The organism is Bacillus sp. cl95 (assembly GCF_900115925.1).
In the GTDB taxonomy this organism is placed as follows: Bacteria; Bacillota; Bacilli; order Bacillales; family Cytobacillaceae; genus Neobacillus_A.
In genome coordinates this window covers 540,954-557,427 of sequence record NZ_FOYF01000003.1, presented here as the reverse complement: position 1 = coordinate 557,427, position 16,474 = coordinate 540,954, and the positions used below count along the sequence as shown (strand labels likewise).

Here is a 16,474-nt window from a genome sequence, read left to right as displayed (position 1 = left end):
GTTGAAGAGCAGTGAGGAAAATCTCACTGCTCTTTTGTAGCATTTGGACGTATCGCTTTTAGCGTCACGAGGGCAGCAATCAAACTAATGCTGCTTAATAATATGAAAATCCATGTGTGCGAATGCTTTAGTAACACCGCGATGACGGGTGGACCAGCCGCTACTCCTATAAATCTCATTGAACTATATAGTGACGTAACTGTACCTCTTTCTTCTTTTTCAATTCCTTCAGTAATTAAGGCATCAAGGCAAGGAAGTCCCGCACCGATTCCTATACCACTAAGGAGAAACATGATGATAATGAACCATAGTTTTATTGAAAAATATAACGCAGCTATGCTTATACAGGATATGACAATTCCTGCAAAGATGAGCCACTTCATCAATACTTTATTTTTTTTGATGATTTTTCCGGTCACAAACGAAGATAGACATAATGCGCCGAGCGGGAGTGCTAAAAACAACCCCTTTTTTATTCCTACAATCCCATATTCTTTCTCGAAAACATCCGTCAAATAAAACAGGACTCCGAAAAGGACAAACATCAAGATTCCACCTACTAAAAAAATGGCGTAAAGCCAGTGTCCCTCCGTCTTAAAGATATGTTTAAGGTTTTGAAAAAACTTCTTAAATGGAATCGGCTCTTGTTCACTCTTTGGGCACTTAACTAAGAGCAACATCAAAATGCATGATATCGCACAGAAAACGGGAAACGAAAAGAAAGGTAGGAACCAAACAATGCCGGCCAAAAAAGCGCCTAATACAGGACTAAGAACTTTCCCTAAAGTGTTGGAAGTTTCGATAATTCCAAGAGTACTGCTCACTTCATCTTCATTTTTGAACATGTCGCCCACAAGTGGCAGTACGATCGGAGCTGCACCAGCAGCACCAACGCCTTGAAGTGCCCTTCCAACAAGGATAATCCAATAGGCATCATTCATCTTCCAGGCTGCCCATCCTGAGACAATTCCTCCTATACCAGCAATGATAAGACTTGGAATGATTACTTTTTTCCTGCCGATATGGTCAGAGAGATAACCCGCAATAGGGATAAGGATAATCGCAACAATAGAATAAACGGTGATAATCATACTCGATTGAAAAGAAGAGATTGATAATTCCTTCTCCATCGATGGTAAAACAGGAATCAACATCGAATTTCCTAATGTCATGACAAGCGGAATAGAAGAAATGGACATGATAGCCCATTTTTGTTCCCCTATACCTTCAGGTTTCCGACTCTTTTGCTTACAGAGGTTTTCCATTTCTTCTTTCAAAGTCTGATACCGCCTTTGTTTTTTCTGCTATCGTTAATATTTGTTTAAGATGAATCAAATAGCAGAGTGAAAATTTTCCAATAAATCAGGAAAAAAGAAATATATTTTGAAAATTTTAATTTTATCATTGACTTATTTTTGCGAAGAGAATATGATAAAAAACAATAATTGAAGATAAAAGCATTGACGAAGAGTAGTAACCCTTACAGAAACTCCAGAGAGCTGATGGTTGGTGAGAATCAGTGTAGATGTAGGTGTGAATGGACTTCCGAGCTTCCAAACCGAACCTGATGGGTGTAGGCTTTGGCGAATATCTCAACGTTACATGAGACATGTATTCAAGCGTTCAAAGGTAGAAGTATGATTTTGTCATGCTTAGCTTTGATTTCAGCTTCGATACAGGTAAGCGGGCTGTTTCATGCAGCCAACGAAGGTGGCACCACGGGTTTCTCGTCCTTTATTGACGGGAGGCCCTTTTTGTATTTAAAAAAGCTGTTTTCGCATTGGATGTTGCTTTTACGAATAAAGCAACAAAACGTATAGATACTTATTTCGTGCTCTTTTCCTCAAAATAAATTTCTAAACGATAGATCCTATGGGTATCAGCATAGAACAAGCCCTAAAGCCGGCTTTTTCTTGTTCCAATAACAACAAAGTTTGTGAAAAGAGCCAATAAAAAAGAATAATGTAAATCGTTGAGCAAGAGGAGTATATATGATTCTTTCGTTTCAGAGAGCCGGGGCAGGTGCGAGCCGGTACGAATGACCATATAGAATGGACTTGCGAGAGGTGTTCTGAATTTTCAGTAGGAATGCACGGGTTTCCACCGTTAAAAGGATAGGATATCGGACAGATAATAGTCCCGTATCCGAAAGAGGGAGCCAATTGGCTCCAATCGAGGTGGCACCGCGGTTAAAGCATCGTCCTCTATATGCACAGTTTTTCTGTGCGTATAGGGGACTTTTTTATTTTGTTTGAAAGGGGCATCATCATGAAAAATCAATTATTAAAAGATTTTCCACTCGTTTTTGAAATCCAGGGAGACCATTTGACACCGATTACCATCATGAAAAAACTAAGTGGCGAAAAGAAATTCTTACTGGAAAGCTCTCACAAGCACCAGGAAAATGGGCGTTTTTCATTTATCGGAGCTGATCCCACAATTGAACTCAAGTCATTTGGGAAAGAGGTTGAAGTTATAAAGGAGGAGGGAGGACGAACAACTTTCATTGGAAACCCACTTGATATTACAAAGGAAATGTTGAGCCATAAAAGAAAGTTGGATTGTAGCGTTCCCTTTGTAGGTGGAGCAGTTGGCTATGTAGGCTATGATATCGCGCGCCACTTTGAGAACATAGGCAATTTGCTAAATGATCCTTTAAACATGCCTGATGTACACCTGATGTTTTATGAAGTAATCATTGCTTTCGATCATTTAGAACAAAAGATTTTAATAATAGGAAATCCCCTTGAAAATTCAACTTTAGAATGCATTGGTAAAAAAATGCAAATGAGGAAAGAGCAAATTGAAGCGCCTTTTACAGAACCTGTGGGAGACGAAAGTGAAAAGGGAAAATTTGTACCTTATATCAGTAAAGAATTATTTATGGAAAGAGTGAAGGAAGCGAAGAAATACATCGAAAGCGGTGACCTATTTCAAATCGTCCTATCGCAACGAATGAAAGCAAAATTCAAAGGTGATCCCTTTCAATTTTATAGAAAACTCCGTATTCAAAACCCTTCCCCATATATGTTCTTTGTGGATTTCGGAGAGTATACACTCGCAGGTTCATCTCCGGAAAGCTTAGTGAAAGTGGAAGGAAGAACGGTTTACACCAATCCTATTGCCGGAACGAAAAAACGTGGACGTGATAAACAAGAAGATGAATTTTTGGAAAATGAATTAAGGACCGACCCAAAAGAAATTGCCGAACACAGAATGTTAGTTGACCTTGGTAGAAATGATCTTGGAAAAGTGTGTGAATTTGGAACAGTTTCCGTTAATAAATACATGCAGGTTGAGAAATTCAAGCATGTGATGCACATAGTCTCAGAGGCACAAGGTCAGTTGAGGGAAGGTTTGAATGCGCTGGATGCTTTGGCTTCTTGCCTACCCGCTGGAACGGTGGCAGGGGCTCCTAAAATTCGTGCCATGCAATTGATCAATGACATAGAAGAAAGCAAAAGGGGTGTTTACGGAGGGGCTATCGGATACATTTCCGCAGATGGGAATATGGACTTTGCTCTCGCCATTCGAACCATGCTCGTAAAGGGAGATGAAGCCTATATACAGGCCGGCGCAGGTATTGTGTATGACTCAGATCCTGAACAAGAGTATGAAGAAACGATAAATAAACTAAGAGGATTTTTGGGGGGGAATTCATGTTAATCCTAATTGATAATTACGATTCGTTTACATTTAATCTTTATCAATACCTTGGTGAATTGGGAGAGAGGATTCAAGTTTATCGCAATGACCAAATCAGTATTGACGATATAACATCATTAAATCCAGAAGCCATCATTCTTTCACCAGGACCAGGAAGACCTGAGAATGCAGGGATTTGTGTAGAGATTATCCAGACTTTTTATAATCGGATTCCTATTTTAGGTATATGTCTTGGTCATCAAGCTATAGGATACACCTTTGGAGGAAACGTGAAGCAAGCAAAAAAAATCATGCATGGGAAGACCTCCCTTATAAGCCACAATGAAGAAAACTTGTTCAGTGGAATTCCTAATCCATTTGAAGTCATGCGCTACCATTCACTGGTCGTTGAAAGCTCCAGGTTACCTGATCATTTGAAATCAATGGCATTCGCTACGGATGATCAAGAAATTATGGCGCTGAAACATGAAACTTATCCTGTTTATGGAGTCCAGTTTCACCCGGAATCTGTCGGTACGATACATGGAAAACAACTTTTAGCCAATTTCTTAAATTTAATAAGGGAGGGAAGTACCAATGAAGGATTATTTGGAAAAATTGTCTGAAGGAGTCTCGATATCGGAAATGGAAATGAAAGAAGCCATTGGCAAGATATTGAATGAAGATATAACAGATAGTGAAATCGCAGCGTTCCTAATGGCACTCAAAACAAAGGGTGAAAGCATGGAAGAAATTACGGGCATCGTGAAGGCTATCAGAGATCATGCGTATCCTTTTAGAAGAAAATTTGAGGGAGTCCTGGATAATTGCGGGACGGGCGGGGATGGATCATCCAGTTTCAACATTAGTACCACTGCAGCATTTGTCATTGCAGGTGCAGGAGTGAAGGTGGCAAAACATGGAAATCGGAGCGTTTCAAGCAAATGCGGCAGTGCGGATGTTCTTATGCATCTTGGAATCGATTGTGAGATGGAACCGGAAATCATTGAATACAATCTCGAAGAAAATGGAATTGCATTTCTTTTTGCTCCCAATGTTCATCCTTTGTTAAAGCGGATTATGAAAGTAAGAAGGGAACTAAGAATACCAACGATATTTAATTTGATTGGTCCACTTACGAACCCAATAAATTTAGATTATCAAGTATTAGGCATTTATCGTCGTGACCTTCTCGACATGTTCGCAAAGGTACTCACTTCCCTTGGAAGGGAACGTGCTGTTGTATTAAACGGAGCAGGGTTTATGGATGAAGCATCCCTGCAGGGAGAAAATCATCTTATCTTTTTGAATCAAGGGAAATTGGAAAAATCGATACTTCATCCGAAGGAAATGGGTTTATCGATTATTAAAAATGACCGTATCAAAGGTGGTGGCCCTCAAGAAAATGCAGAAATCCTTAAGAGAGTCTTAATGGGAGAAAAGGGAGCATTCCTAGATACTGTGCTCTTGAATGCAGCGATTGGGATTTTTGCAGCAGGAAAAACCGAAAGCATTAAAGAGGGAATAGAAGCCGCGAAAGATAGCATTGACTCTGGTGCAGCCTTAGAAAAGCTAAATGTCTTGATTGAGAGTTCGAAAAAAATGAAAAGGGGCGTTAGCTAATGACGTTGATATTAGAGAAAATCATTCGGAAAAAAAGGCAGGAAGTTTTGAATCTCTATGAAACTTTTTTAGCAAATGAAAAAATCGACCCAAGAAGGTCACTTACGGAAAAAATGAAAACAGCTACAGAGATCTCCGTCATCGCAGAGTTTAAGCGTGCATCTCCTTCAAAAGGTGTCATCAATGGACTACTCGACCCAGTCACTCAAGGTTCGTTATATGAGGAAAATGGAGCTGTGGCGATATCTGTTTTGACTGATCAAACTTTTTTTCAAGGATCATTTAATGATCTAAAAGCAATTCGTGAATCAGTCCAAATCCCCATACTTTGTAAGGATTTTATGATTGATGAGATTCAAATTGACGTGGCGGCATCATATGGCGCTGATGTTATCCTCTTGATTGCAGCGGCACTTCCCGAAAGTAAATTGGAGTCTTTGTATTCGTACGCAAAAGCTCAAGGATTGGAAATACTTGTTGAAGTCCATGATGAAGAGGAACTCGAAAGAGCCATTAACCTTGATGCAGAACTCATTGGTATCAACAATCGCAATCTCAAGACTTTTGAGGTGAACCTTGATGTTACAAAGAAGCTTGCACCATTACTTAAAGATTCTGGAGCGATCGTAGTTAGTGAAAGCGGAATACGAAGCCAGCAGGATGTCATGGAAGTTATTCATGCAGGGGCACAAGGGATTTTAGTCGGGGAAACAATGATGTTGAGTGAAAATATTGCTCGGACAATGAAACAACTCCGCCTTCCACTCACACATGGGGCAAGCTTATGAGGATAAAGATTTGCGGCATAATCGACTCGAAAACGGCGATCCATTCAGCCAACTTAGGAGCGGATGCACTTGGATTTGTTTTTGCAAAAAGTAAGAGAATGATAAACGGTGAAAAAGCTCAAGAAATCATTAAGAGATTACCTGCAGATATCATGAAAATTGGTGTTTTTGTTAATGAGAAGATTGATGTGATGGAGAGAATTGCTTCGCAAGCTGGGTTAACGCATTTCCAATTGCATGGTGATGAAAATCCTGATGTATGTAAGACTCTGTCACTGCCAGTGATAAAAGCTTTTAGTATAAAAGAAGAATCCGATTTCGATAGAATGCGAGAATATTCATGTGAGTGTTTCTTACTTGATAGTGCAGTTGGTCCTTATCGTGGGGGAAATGGTACCACGTTTGATTGGAGTCTCATTAGAAAGAGAGGTTTAGATAACAAGAAAATCATCCTTGCTGGTGGGTTGAATGCAGCTAATGTAAAAAAAGGCATTCATGAAGTTGCACCGTGGATGGTAGATGTGAGCAGTGGTGTTGAAACGAAGGGGGTAAAGGATTTTTTTAAGATAGGACAATTTATTCGTGAAGCAAGGGGAGGAAGTTAAAAATGAAATCATATACGTTGCCAGATGCTAAAGGACATTTTGGGATTTTTGGGGGACAGTACATTCCTGAAACACTAATGAAGGCTGTTAAGGAATTAGAGCAGGAATACACAATCGCAAAAAAAGATTCTCTTTTTCAAGAAAGCATAAATAAGCTCTTAAAGAACTATGTAGGGAGAGAAACACCGTTATTTTTTGCAGAAAACTTAACCAAACATGCAGGCGGAGCCGCCATTTATCTTAAAAGAGAAGATTTGAACCATACTGGTGCACACAAAATTAACAATACTATAGGGCAGGCACTGATTGCTGTCAGGATGGGTAAACGGAAAATCGTTGCTGAAACGGGAGCAGGTCAGCATGGCGTCGCAACGGCAACCGTTTGTGCATTATTGAATCTGGATTGTGTGATTTTTATGGGAGAAGAAGACATAAAAAGACAATCGTTAAATGTATTCAGAATGGAGTTGCTCGGTGCGAGGGTGGTAGGCGTGAAATCTGGTAGTGCGACACTTAAAGATGCCGTCAATGAAGCGTTACGATACTGGGTAGCAAATGTGGATGATACACATTACCTTTTAGGGTCAGTCATGGGCCCTCATCCTTTTCCAATGATGGTTCGAGATTTCCAAAGCATTATCGGGAAAGAAACAAAGCAACAATTCCTTGAAAAAGTAGGGAAACTTCCGGATGCAGTCATTGCATGCATTGGTGGAGGCAGTAATGCGATGGGAATGTTTTATCCCTTTATTGAAGATGATTCTGTAAGGTTAATTGGCGTTGAAGCTGCAGGGCAAGGAACGGAAACAGACTTTCATGCTGCTTCTTTAACAAAAGGAAAGCCAGGAGTGTTACATGGTGCAATGATGTACCTACTCCAGGACACTCATGGACAAATCCAAGAAGCACACAGCATATCGGCCGGATTGGATTATCCGGGGGTAGGACCAGAACACAGCTTTTTAAAAGAAACTGGTCGTATTAAATATACTTCCATAACGGACATAGAAGCCCTTGAGGCCTTTCAACTGTTGGCCAAAACAGAGGGAATCATCCCAGCTCTAGAAAGTGCCCATGCCATTGCATATGCGATCAACTATGCGAAAACGAGATCCGTATCAGAAAATGTAGTTGTTTGTTTATCAGGACGTGGAGACAAAGACGTGCATTCTGTTCAGTCAATTTTAAAGGGGGATGAAAAATGAAAAAGCTAGCAAATGTTATGAAAGGCCTAGGGTTAAACAAGGAAAAAGCCTTTGTCCCGTATATCATGGCAGGGGATGGAGGCCTTGAAAGATTAGGAGAAAGGCTTTGTTTTCTCCAAAAGTTAGGTGCTACGGCAATTGAAGTTGGAATTCCATTTTCGGACCCCGTTGCCGATGGACCTATCATTCAACAAGCTGGTTTAAGAGCACTTAATGGTGGAACAAATTTAAAGAGTGTGATGATTGAACTTTTCAAAATTAGAGATTCTTTAAATATCCCTTTAATTATTATGAGTTATCTAAATTCAATATTAGCTTACAACATCGAAGATTTTATTCGTGATTGCGAGGATGCTAGGATTGTGGGGTTGATTATTCCGGATTTACCGTTTGAGGAGGAAGGCATCATCCAATCGCATCTCGAAGACACGGATATTGATCTTATTCGTCTCGTGACGTTAACGACACCGGTAGAAAGAATTGAACAATTCGGGGTTGAAGGAGGATTTCTCTATTGTGTGACCGTGAAAGGAATCACTGGAAAAAGAAAAGAATTTAATGAAGAAGTCTTCGATTTTTTAAATAAAGTAAAACAACGCAGTTCAATCCCTGTCCTTGCTGGATTTGGCATTTCTGATGCTGAACAGGCTAAGTTATTATCCAAGTATTGTGACGGTGTGGTCGTCGGAAGTAAAATAGTGGAAATGTTCCATAAGGGAGATACAGAAGGAATAGAAAACCTTATGTCTACAATTAAGAAAGGGGATGTTTATACCTAAAGATGAACCGTAAAGCAAGCAAGTTTTCAAAACACTTTTTTTCCTATATTATAAGAGGATAGTAATCGGAAGTTATCAAGGACTTCATGATTTGAGGAGTGTTTTTAAGGTGAAAGAAATTACAGTACAAGACGTTCTGAAAAATGGGGAAGCACCGATTTTTGATGTTCGTTCTCCGATAGAATTTAAAGAAGGATCCATTCCTGGAGCCATAAACGTACCGATTTTTACAAATGAGGAACGTCATGAAATTGGGATTATATATAAAAATGAAGGCCAAGATGCAGCAAAATGGAAAGCGATGGAGTTTGTCTCTCCTAAAATACCTTCTATGCTTCAAACAATAAAAGAACATGCAAATCCTAAATATACGCCAATCGTCTATTGCTGGCGCGGAGGAATGAGAAGCAAATCTGTTGTTACTTTCCTTGAATTCGCTGGCCTTTCAGCGAGTAGGTTGATAGGTGGCTACAAGGCATACAGGCAGCATATATTAGAAGAGATTCCTCATATCTTACCAGAAAAAGCGGTGGTACTTCATGGAATGACCGGTGTCGGGAAGACGGAAATTCTGAAAATGCTAGATAGAATAGGGTATCCTATCCTTGACCTTGAACATATGGCTGGGCATCGTGGGTCTATCTTTGGGATGATTGGCATTGGGGAAGGACATAACCAGAAAACCTTCGACTCATTAATATATAGAAAAATTTCTGAGTTAGCTTCATCTGACTTTTTCATTATGGAAGCAGAAAGCAAAAGAATTGGTCGAGTTGTTCAACCCGAGGAATTGATACAGAGAAAATTAGAGGGTATCCATTTCCATATCGAAATGCCGTTTGAAAAAAGGGTTGAACACATTGTTAATGAGTACGTTAAGCCCTTCGAAAAAGAGGATTGGTATCATAGCAAAATTTCTGAAGGCGTTGAGAAAATTTCCAGAAGGATACGAGATAAAGAATTTATGCTGCTTCTTGAAGAGTATCTAAATATTCGTAATTATCCGGATATGATCCGGATTCTATTGGAGAAATATTACGATCCAAGGTATGATCACAAAAGATTGGATTACAATGGGAATTTTTATGTAATATACGCCGAGAGCATTGAAGAAGCAGCAAGTCAAATCGAGACTCATTTAAAGGAACTTGTTAAAACTTCAGTTGTAAAATGACAAAGATGGTGTGAACCATCTTTTTTTATTAGACTTGTAAAAAAAAGACGATACTTTTAATGAATTTACTCGTAAAACACCACACTAAACATAAATAGAGCTTTGATAATAAGACTTTTTGCTCCTAACATAACAAGTGGATGTTGCCGAAAATGTCATTTTAAGAGGGGAAATTGGTGAATTATCGTTAAATTTATTACCATTTGGGTAAAAGTAAAAAGGTTACACATATAGTATCAGTGCTAAGAATTCTATTTTTAGGGGATGGAAGGATGGACAATTCACAAGTAAAACGTTTTTTAGAGGGACAATTTCTGGGGCCAAACCTTGGATATATTCTTGAAATGTATGAAACTTATCAAACAGATCCGGATTTGGTTTCTAATGACCTAAAAGACTATTTTCAAAACTTAGAAGCTAGAAGCAAGTCGTTCAATAGTGAAACGATACCTTCTAATCAGCATTTACAATCAACAGAAAAGATCTTAGCAGCCGTGAAACTTGCTGAACAGATTAGAGTATTTGGTCATTTATCGGCTAAAGTTTCTCCAATCACAAAGCAAAATTATGCTGAACAAGAAATCGATCCTGCATCATTTGGATTATTAAAGGAAGATCTTGAAAAACTTCCTGCCGAACTGTTGTGTGATTTTGCACCTAAAGAAATAAGTACAGGGTGGGACGCGTATCAATTTCTTATAAGAGTATATACGAATTCTATAGCCTATGAGTTTGGTCACATTCACGATGCCGAAGAAAAAAAGTGGCTCCAAGAAAAAGTCGAAACTGGAAGTGTGCTTGCTTCCCTTTCCAAGCAAAAGCGTATAGGCTTATTCAAAAGGCTTGCACAGGTTGAACTGTTTGAAAAGTTCCTGCATCGTACTTTTGTTGGCCAGAAAAGGTTTTCAATCGAAGGCTTGGATAGCATGATTCCTTTAATAGATGAAATCGTAACGGAAGCAGTTCAGGATGGGGCGAAAACGATTAACATCGGGATGGCACATCGCGGACGCTTAAATGTATTGGCCCATGTTCTTTGTAAACCATACGAGAAAATATTTTCGGAATTTCAGCATGCTCCCAACAAAGAACTGGTTCCATCGGAAGGTTCGATTGGAATCAATTATGGTTGGACTGGTGATGTAAAGTATCACCTTGGTTTAGATAGACAAATCAAGGAAGAAAATACCGTAAGAGCTAGATTGACCTTGGCGAATAATCCAAGTCACCTTGAATACGTGGGTGCGGTCGTAGAAGGTTTTACACGTGCAGCGCAAGACGAAAGATCGAGACCAGGTTACCCCCATGAAGAGCCTCAATCAGCACTAGCCATTCTTGTTCATGGAGATGCTGCTTTTCCAGGGGAAGGCATTGTTGCAGAAACTCTAAACTTGAGTAGGCTCAAAGGGTACCGTACTGGGGGGAGTATTCACATAATTGCCAATAATACAATCGGTTTTACAACCGAAGCGATGGATTCAAGATCCACTCGTTATGCAAGTGACTTGGCAAAGGGATATGAGATTCCGATTGTGCATGTGAACGCAGATGATCCTGAGGCATGTCTGGCAGTGGCTAAATTAGCCGCAGAGTACCGGTCTCTTTTTAATAAAGATTTTCTAATCGACTTGATTGGTTACCGAAGATTCGGTCATAACGAAATGGATGAACCGATGACAACTAATCCGCGGATGTACAATCTCATTCATAAACATCCTACGGTAAAAGAAATTTACGGGAAATCACTTAAAGTTGATGGAGTTTTGAACGATAGCCAAGTAAAAGATATAGAAGAAGAAATAACTGGAGTGTTTCAAAAGGCTTTTGATAATGTTTCTGCTAGTGTAAAGGAACCGGAAGTTCATGTTCCTCAATTGCCGGTAACGATCGAGAAAGGCTTCCCAGACCTGGATACAACTGTTCCAACAGAGGTATTGAAACGCATAAATGAAGAACTACTATTCAGACCTGAGAAGTTTCAAGTTTACACGAAGCTTGAACGGATTTTAGGACGAAGAAAAGAAATGTTCGAACAGGGAAAAATAGATTGGGGACATGCAGAGTCATTAGCATTTGCAACGATTCTATCTGAGGGGATACCTATTCGATTGACTGGTCAGGATTCTGAAAGAGGTACATTTGCCCAAAGAAATCTTGTCTTACATGACAGTGTCACAGGAGAAAAATACTCTCCTTTACACCAGCTCTCTACTGCGAAAGCTTCATTTGCCATACATAATAGCCCATTGTCGGAAGGGTCTGTATTAGGTTTTGAGTATGGATATAATATCTATTCCCCGGAGTCACTTGTTATATGGGAAGCGCAGTATGGTGATTTTGCTAATGCCGCTCAGGTAATTTTTGATCAATTTATCGCTGCTGGAAGAGCAAAATGGGGACAAAAGTCAGGCCTGGTAATGCTATTGCCTCATGGATACGAAGGACAAGGACCTGAACATTCAAGTGGTAGATTGGAAAGATTCCTTCAATCCGCTGCGGAAAACAATTGGACGGTTGTAAACCTGACAACTTCGGCACAATACTTTCACCTTCTTCGCCGCCAAGCATTAATGCTAAAAAGAGAAGAAATCAGACCGTTAGTGGTTATGAGTCCTAAAAGCTTACTAAGAAATCCACTGGTATCCTCATCTGGAGTGGAATTAAGTACTGGGAAGTTCAAGGCGATTATTGCTCAACCAGACTCTGGAACTAATTCGGAGATAGTGGAAAGGGTTGTATTGTGTTCAGGGAAGATTGCCATTGATTTAGCAGAAAAAATGAAGGAATATAGCGATTTGAACTGGTTACGAGTTCTGCGCATCGAGGAAATCTATCCGTTTCCTGCAAAAATCTTGGAAAATGAATTTAATAAATACCCAAACCTTCATGAGATTTGCTGGATTCAGGAAGAGCCGAAAAATATGGGCGCTTGGAGTTTCGTGGAACCAAGAATTCAAGAAATGGCTCCAAATGGTATCAAAGTTGAATATATCGGAAGACGACGAAGATCTAGTCCAGCTGAAGGGGACCCAAATGTTCACAAACTTGAACAGGCACAAATGATTTTGAAAGCACTTTCGAAACAATCACAAGGGGGAGAGTAGAATGGCAGAAATCAAAGTACCAGAATTAGCGGAATCTATCACAGAAGGTACCATTGCCCGATGGTTAAAAAACAAGGGTGATAGAGTTGAAAAGGGAGATTATATTGTTGAATTAGAAACAGATAAGGTTAATGTCGAGATAATTTCTGAACAGGCAGGTATTTTAACAGAACTGAATTTTGAGGAGGGTGACACGGTAAAAGTAGGAGAAACGATCGCACTTGTTTCCGAAGGTGGTGAGGAAGCAGAACCAGTTTCCTTACCTTCTAAGGAGGAAAACGAAGAAGACATCAAAAAAGAATCATCGAAAGAATCAAAAAGTGAAGAAGTCGTTTCAAATGATCTTTTTATGGAAAAGACCAAACAACGTCCGATTGCTTCACCAGCAGCAAGAAAACTTGCGCGTGAAAAAGGGATAGATTTGAATGACGTTCAAACAAAGGATCCACTAGGAAGGGTACGTTTACAGGATATTACATCTCTTGAAATTCAAAAAGTAACTCCGCAACCGGAGAAACAAGTAAGTGAACAGGTAGGTCTATCCATTAATACATCAGAATCAGTTAAACCAATCGAACGTGAAAAAATGTCTAGGAGAAGACAAACAATCGCAAAGCGTTTAGTCGAAGTTCAGCAAACAGCAGCAATGCTAACTACATTCAATGAAGTCGATATGTCTGAAATCATGAAACTTAGAAATAAGCGCAAAGATAAATTTTACGCAGAGCATGATGTCAGATTAGGCTTTATGAGCTTTTTTACGAAAGCTGTAGTGGCTGCTTTGAAAAAATATCCTTATCTAAATGCAGAGATTCAGGGAGATGAATTACTAGTTAAGAAGTTCTATGACATTGGAATTGCGGTTGCTGCTCCAGATGGATTAGTGGTCCCTGTTGTTCGTGATGCTGACCGGAAATCGTTCGCAGAGATAGAAACGAGCATTCTTGATTTAGCCAATAAGGCCAAAGTAAATAAACTCTCCATATCTGATTTGCAAGGGGGGACGTTCACAATTACAAATGGTGGTGTTTTTGGGTCATTACTATCAACCCCTATTCTCAATGGACCACAAGTGGGCATACTCGGTATGCATAAAATCCAACTCCGCCCTATAGCGATTGATGAAGAAAGAATGGAGAATAGACCGATGATGTTCCTTGCCCTTTCTTACGATCATCGTATTGTAGATGGTAAAGAGGCAGTAAGTTTTCTTGTGAAAATCAAGGAGCTGTTGGAGGATCCTGATTCATTATTATTGGAGAGTTAATCATATTAAGGATAAAAATAGAGAAGCCGCCGAATGAATTCGGCGGCTTACGTTCAATTATTAGCGGTTTTTGAATGGTCTTAATCCACGACGTTGAATTTCTTCTTTCAAAAATCTTATCCAATCCTTTTCATTTCCTGATTTTAATGCATCCCGATACGATACAACTAACTGTTCGTTACTCATGATTTTCATGCTCTTGAATGCCTCCTCGGAAAAATGGTTTGAATATTCAGTTTTGTTAATTATATAGGTTTTTTAGCTATTTGAAAAGGGATTCGATGAATTTTTTTAAAAAGGTACTTTCGTTCAGATTCAAAAGTTGTCCATTAAGTTATGTTGAAGGAAATGTGCCTAGGAAACAATCATTGGATGAATTATTTGCATGTAAAAAGTCATTGTTCATTATCCTTAATCCATGATATGATCACTTCATTTTTTTTCGTATGTTTCTGAAATTAATCTCTAGACACAATTCAGACAGAGATATAAATCAAAAGTTCTAAAAATATAGAATATTCTTAAATAATTATTTATAATAATGAAAGCGGTTCCTATTTAAGGATGATGAAAGAGCAATTATGGGAGGTTAAGAGAATGAGTGAATTATTGAATACGACAATTGGTAAACTCTTAGAAGAGAAGGCTCGTTTACACCCATCGCATGAAGCTGTGATTTATTCGGACAGAGGATTAAGAATGACCTACCTTGAATTTGAAAATAATTGTCGAAAGGCTGCAAAGGGTTTGATGCATTTAGGTATCAAAAAAGGTGAGCACATTGCTGCATGGTCTTCTAATACTCCTGAGTGGTTGACGGCACAATTTGCAACAGGAAAGATGGGCGCCGTGCTCGTTACCGTAAATACAAATTATCGGAGTTCCGAATTGGAGTACCTTCTAAAGCAATCAGATTCAACATCCATTATCCTTATGGATGTCTTCAAAGATTCCTCATACATAGAAATCATTAATGAAATAGTACCAGAGCTAAAAGATTCGGAGCCTGGTCAACTAAATAGTAGTCGTTTGCCTTTCTTAAAGAACGTCATTGTCCTCGGTGATAAAAAATATCCAGGTACTTACTCTTGGGAAGATATCCTTGAGATGGCTGATCATGTTTCTGACGAAGAACTTGATGAAAGAATACAGTCTACTAATCCAAATGAAGCCATCAATATGCAATACACTTCCGGAACAACAGGGTTTCCTAAGGGTGTAATGCTTACTCACAATAATATCGTCAACAATGCCTACAATATTGCAAGCTGTATGAAACTAACAAAAGAAGATCGTTTATGTATTCCGGTACCATTTTTCCATTGCTTCGGGTGTGTTCTTGGCACTATGGCATGTGTTACGGTTGGTGCAACCATTGTACCTGTGCAGGACTTCAGTCCTAAAGCGGTTCTTCAGACAGTACAGGATGAAAAGTGTACAGGTCTTCACGGAGTACCTACAATGTTCATTGCAGAGTTGAATGATCCAGAATTCAGTAAATATGACCTCTCGACTTTAAGGACGGGAATTATGGCTGGATCCAACTGTCCAATAGAAGTGATGAAAGCGGTCATTGATAGAATGGGTGCTAAAGAAATTACGATTGCTTACGGACAGACGGAAGCATCTCCAGTTATTACTCAAACCCGTACCGATGACCCTATAAGCGTTCGTGTTGAAACGGTTGGCAAAGCTCTGCCGAATGTCGAAGTTAAAATCGTAGAGCCAGGTACGAACCGGGAGCTGCCTTTCGGTGAACAAGGTGAACTATGTACTCGTGGGTATCATGTCATGAAAGGCTACTACAAAAACGATGATGCTACTCGGGAAGCAATTGATGAAGCTGGCTGGCTTCATACAGGAGATTTAGCAGTTATGGACGAAAATGGATATTGCAAAATTACAGGTAGATTGAAAGATATGATCATTAGAGGTGGAGAAAACATTTATCCTCGTGAAATAGAAGAGTTCCTCTATACCCATCCTAAGATTTTAGACGTTCAAGTAGTAGGTGTTCCGGATAAGGTTTATGGTGAAGAAGTTATGGCTTGGATCATATTGAAAGAAGACCAAATCGCAGATGAAGAAGAAATAAGAAATTATTGTAGAGGAAAGATTTCAAAGCATAAGATTCCTCGCTACTTTGAATTCACGAATGCCTACCCAATGACTGCATCCGGAAAGATCCAGAAATTCAAGTTGAGAGAACTTTCAATGGAAAAAATCGAAAACGCAAGTGCATCTATTTGATACTTTTGTTTATGTCCACGAGTAAGCTTGGAGA

13 protein-coding genes and 2 other annotated features are annotated in these 16,474 nt (G+C 39.3%); of the genes, 11 read left to right on the top strand and 2 right to left on the bottom strand.

All coding sequences use genetic code 11. From position 1 onward, the window contains the following. Positions 1 to 23: 23 nt before the first annotated feature. A complete protein-coding gene (locus BMZ31_RS11740; RefSeq protein WP_090832023.1) occupies positions 24 to 1,265 on the bottom strand; it encodes a bacillibactin exporter BcbE in 1,242 nt (413 codons plus the stop codon). Positions 1,266 to 1,451: 186 nt separating this feature from the next. After that, positions 1,452 to 1,738 (top strand) — a binding site (T-box leader). A gap of 225 nt (positions 1,739 to 1,963) precedes the next feature. Beyond that, positions 1,964 to 2,208 (top strand) — a binding site (T-box leader). A gap of 60 nt (positions 2,209 to 2,268) precedes the next feature. Between BMZ31_RS11740 and trpE the strand changes: the two genes are divergently transcribed. The 10 genes from trpE to odhB all read left to right on the top strand — a co-directional run bounded on the left by trpE (position 2,269) and on the right by odhB (position 14,190). Continuing rightward, a complete protein-coding gene (trpE, locus tag BMZ31_RS11735) occupies positions 2,269 to 3,666 on the top strand; it encodes an anthranilate synthase component I (RefSeq protein ID WP_090832022.1) in 1,398 nt (465 codons plus the stop codon). Beyond that, a complete protein-coding gene (locus BMZ31_RS11730; RefSeq protein WP_090831921.1) occupies positions 3,660 to 4,271 on the top strand; it encodes an anthranilate synthase component II in 612 nt (203 codons plus the stop codon). Before trpE ends, BMZ31_RS11730 begins: the two co-directional genes overlap by 7 nt. Continuing rightward, positions 4,243 to 5,268: an anthranilate phosphoribosyltransferase gene (gene trpD / locus BMZ31_RS11725; protein WP_090831920.1), complete on the top strand. Its 1,026-nt coding sequence runs from the start codon at positions 4,243 to 4,245 to the stop codon at positions 5,266 to 5,268. Before BMZ31_RS11730 ends, trpD begins: the two co-directional genes overlap by 29 nt. Further along, on the top strand, positions 5,268 to 6,056 hold the full coding sequence (gene trpC, locus BMZ31_RS11720) for an indole-3-glycerol phosphate synthase TrpC (RefSeq protein ID WP_090831919.1): 789 nt from the start codon (positions 5,268 to 5,270) through the stop codon (positions 6,054 to 6,056). The genes trpD and trpC overlap by 1 nt, the downstream gene beginning before the upstream one ends. Continuing rightward, positions 6,053 to 6,661 (top strand): phosphoribosylanthranilate isomerase, encoded by a 609-nt coding sequence (locus tag BMZ31_RS11715; protein ID WP_090831918.1) that lies wholly within the window; start codon positions 6,053 to 6,055, stop codon positions 6,659 to 6,661. The genes trpC and BMZ31_RS11715 overlap by 4 nt, the downstream gene beginning before the upstream one ends. A 2-nt stretch (positions 6,662 to 6,663) precedes the next feature. After that, positions 6,664 to 7,866 carry a tryptophan synthase subunit beta gene (trpB, locus tag BMZ31_RS11710; protein ID WP_090831917.1) on the top strand — a complete coding sequence of 401 codons (1,203 nt, stop codon included), beginning with the start codon at positions 6,664 to 6,666 and terminating at the stop codon, positions 7,864 to 7,866. Beyond that, positions 7,863 to 8,645: a tryptophan synthase subunit alpha gene (gene trpA / locus BMZ31_RS11705; protein WP_090831916.1), complete on the top strand. Its 783-nt coding sequence runs from the start codon at positions 7,863 to 7,865 to the stop codon at positions 8,643 to 8,645. Before trpB ends, trpA begins: the two co-directional genes overlap by 4 nt. Positions 8,646 to 8,754: 109 nt before the next feature. Beyond that, positions 8,755 to 9,819 (top strand): tRNA 2-selenouridine(34) synthase MnmH, encoded by a 1,065-nt coding sequence (gene mnmH / locus BMZ31_RS11700; protein WP_090831915.1) that lies wholly within the window; start codon positions 8,755 to 8,757, stop codon positions 9,817 to 9,819. Positions 9,820 to 10,091: 272 nt separating this feature from the next. Continuing rightward, positions 10,092 to 12,923 (top strand): 2-oxoglutarate dehydrogenase E1 component, encoded by a 2,832-nt coding sequence (locus BMZ31_RS11695; RefSeq protein ID WP_090831914.1) that lies wholly within the window; start codon positions 10,092 to 10,094, stop codon positions 12,921 to 12,923. A gap of 1 nt (position 12,924) precedes the next feature. Further along, positions 12,925 to 14,190: a 2-oxoglutarate dehydrogenase complex dihydrolipoyllysine-residue succinyltransferase gene (odhB, locus tag BMZ31_RS11690; protein ID WP_090831913.1), complete on the top strand. Its 1,266-nt coding sequence runs from the start codon at positions 12,925 to 12,927 to the stop codon at positions 14,188 to 14,190. Positions 14,191 to 14,250: 60 nt separating this feature from the next. Here the strand turns inward: odhB and sda are convergent, their stop codons facing one another. Then, positions 14,251 to 14,385 (bottom strand): sporulation histidine kinase inhibitor Sda, encoded by a 135-nt coding sequence (gene sda, locus BMZ31_RS11685; RefSeq protein ID WP_090831912.1) that lies wholly within the window; start codon positions 14,383 to 14,385, stop codon positions 14,251 to 14,253. Positions 14,386 to 14,787: 402 nt separating this feature from the next. Here sda and BMZ31_RS11680 point away from each other — a divergent pair, with 402 nt between their 5' ends. Continuing rightward, positions 14,788 to 16,440 (top strand): AMP-binding protein, encoded by a 1,653-nt coding sequence (locus BMZ31_RS11680; RefSeq protein WP_090831911.1) that lies wholly within the window; start codon positions 14,788 to 14,790, stop codon positions 16,438 to 16,440. Positions 16,441 to 16,474 lie beyond the last annotated feature (34 nt).

Coding starts and splice junctions, on each gene's coding strand:
- BMZ31_RS11695 (WP_090831914.1), top strand. CDS start 10,092: ATGGACAATTCACAAGTAAAACGTTTTTTAGAGGGACAATTTCTGGGG.
- trpA (WP_090831916.1), top strand. CDS start 7,863: ATGAAAAAGCTAGCAAATGTTATGAAAGGCCTAGGGTTAAACAAGGAA.
- odhB (WP_090831913.1), top strand. CDS start 12,925: ATGGCAGAAATCAAAGTACCAGAATTAGCGGAATCTATCACAGAAGGT.
- trpE (WP_090832022.1), top strand. CDS start 2,269: ATGAAAAATCAATTATTAAAAGATTTTCCACTCGTTTTTGAAATCCAG.
- trpB (WP_090831917.1), top strand. CDS start 6,664: ATGAAATCATATACGTTGCCAGATGCTAAAGGACATTTTGGGATTTTT.
- sda (WP_090831912.1), bottom strand. CDS start 14,385: ATGAAAATCATGAGTAACGAACAGTTAGTTGTATCGTATCGGGATGCA.
- trpC (WP_090831919.1), top strand. CDS start 5,268: ATGACGTTGATATTAGAGAAAATCATTCGGAAAAAAAGGCAGGAAGTT.
- trpD (WP_090831920.1), top strand. CDS start 4,243: ATGAAGGATTATTTGGAAAAATTGTCTGAAGGAGTCTCGATATCGGAA.
- BMZ31_RS11730 (WP_090831921.1), top strand. CDS start 3,660: ATGTTAATCCTAATTGATAATTACGATTCGTTTACATTTAATCTTTAT.
- BMZ31_RS11740 (WP_090832023.1), bottom strand. CDS start 1,265: ATGGAAAACCTCTGTAAGCAAAAGAGTCGGAAACCTGAAGGTATAGGG.
- BMZ31_RS11680 (WP_090831911.1), top strand. CDS start 14,788: ATGAGTGAATTATTGAATACGACAATTGGTAAACTCTTAGAAGAGAAG.
- BMZ31_RS11715 (WP_090831918.1), top strand. CDS start 6,053: ATGAGGATAAAGATTTGCGGCATAATCGACTCGAAAACGGCGATCCAT.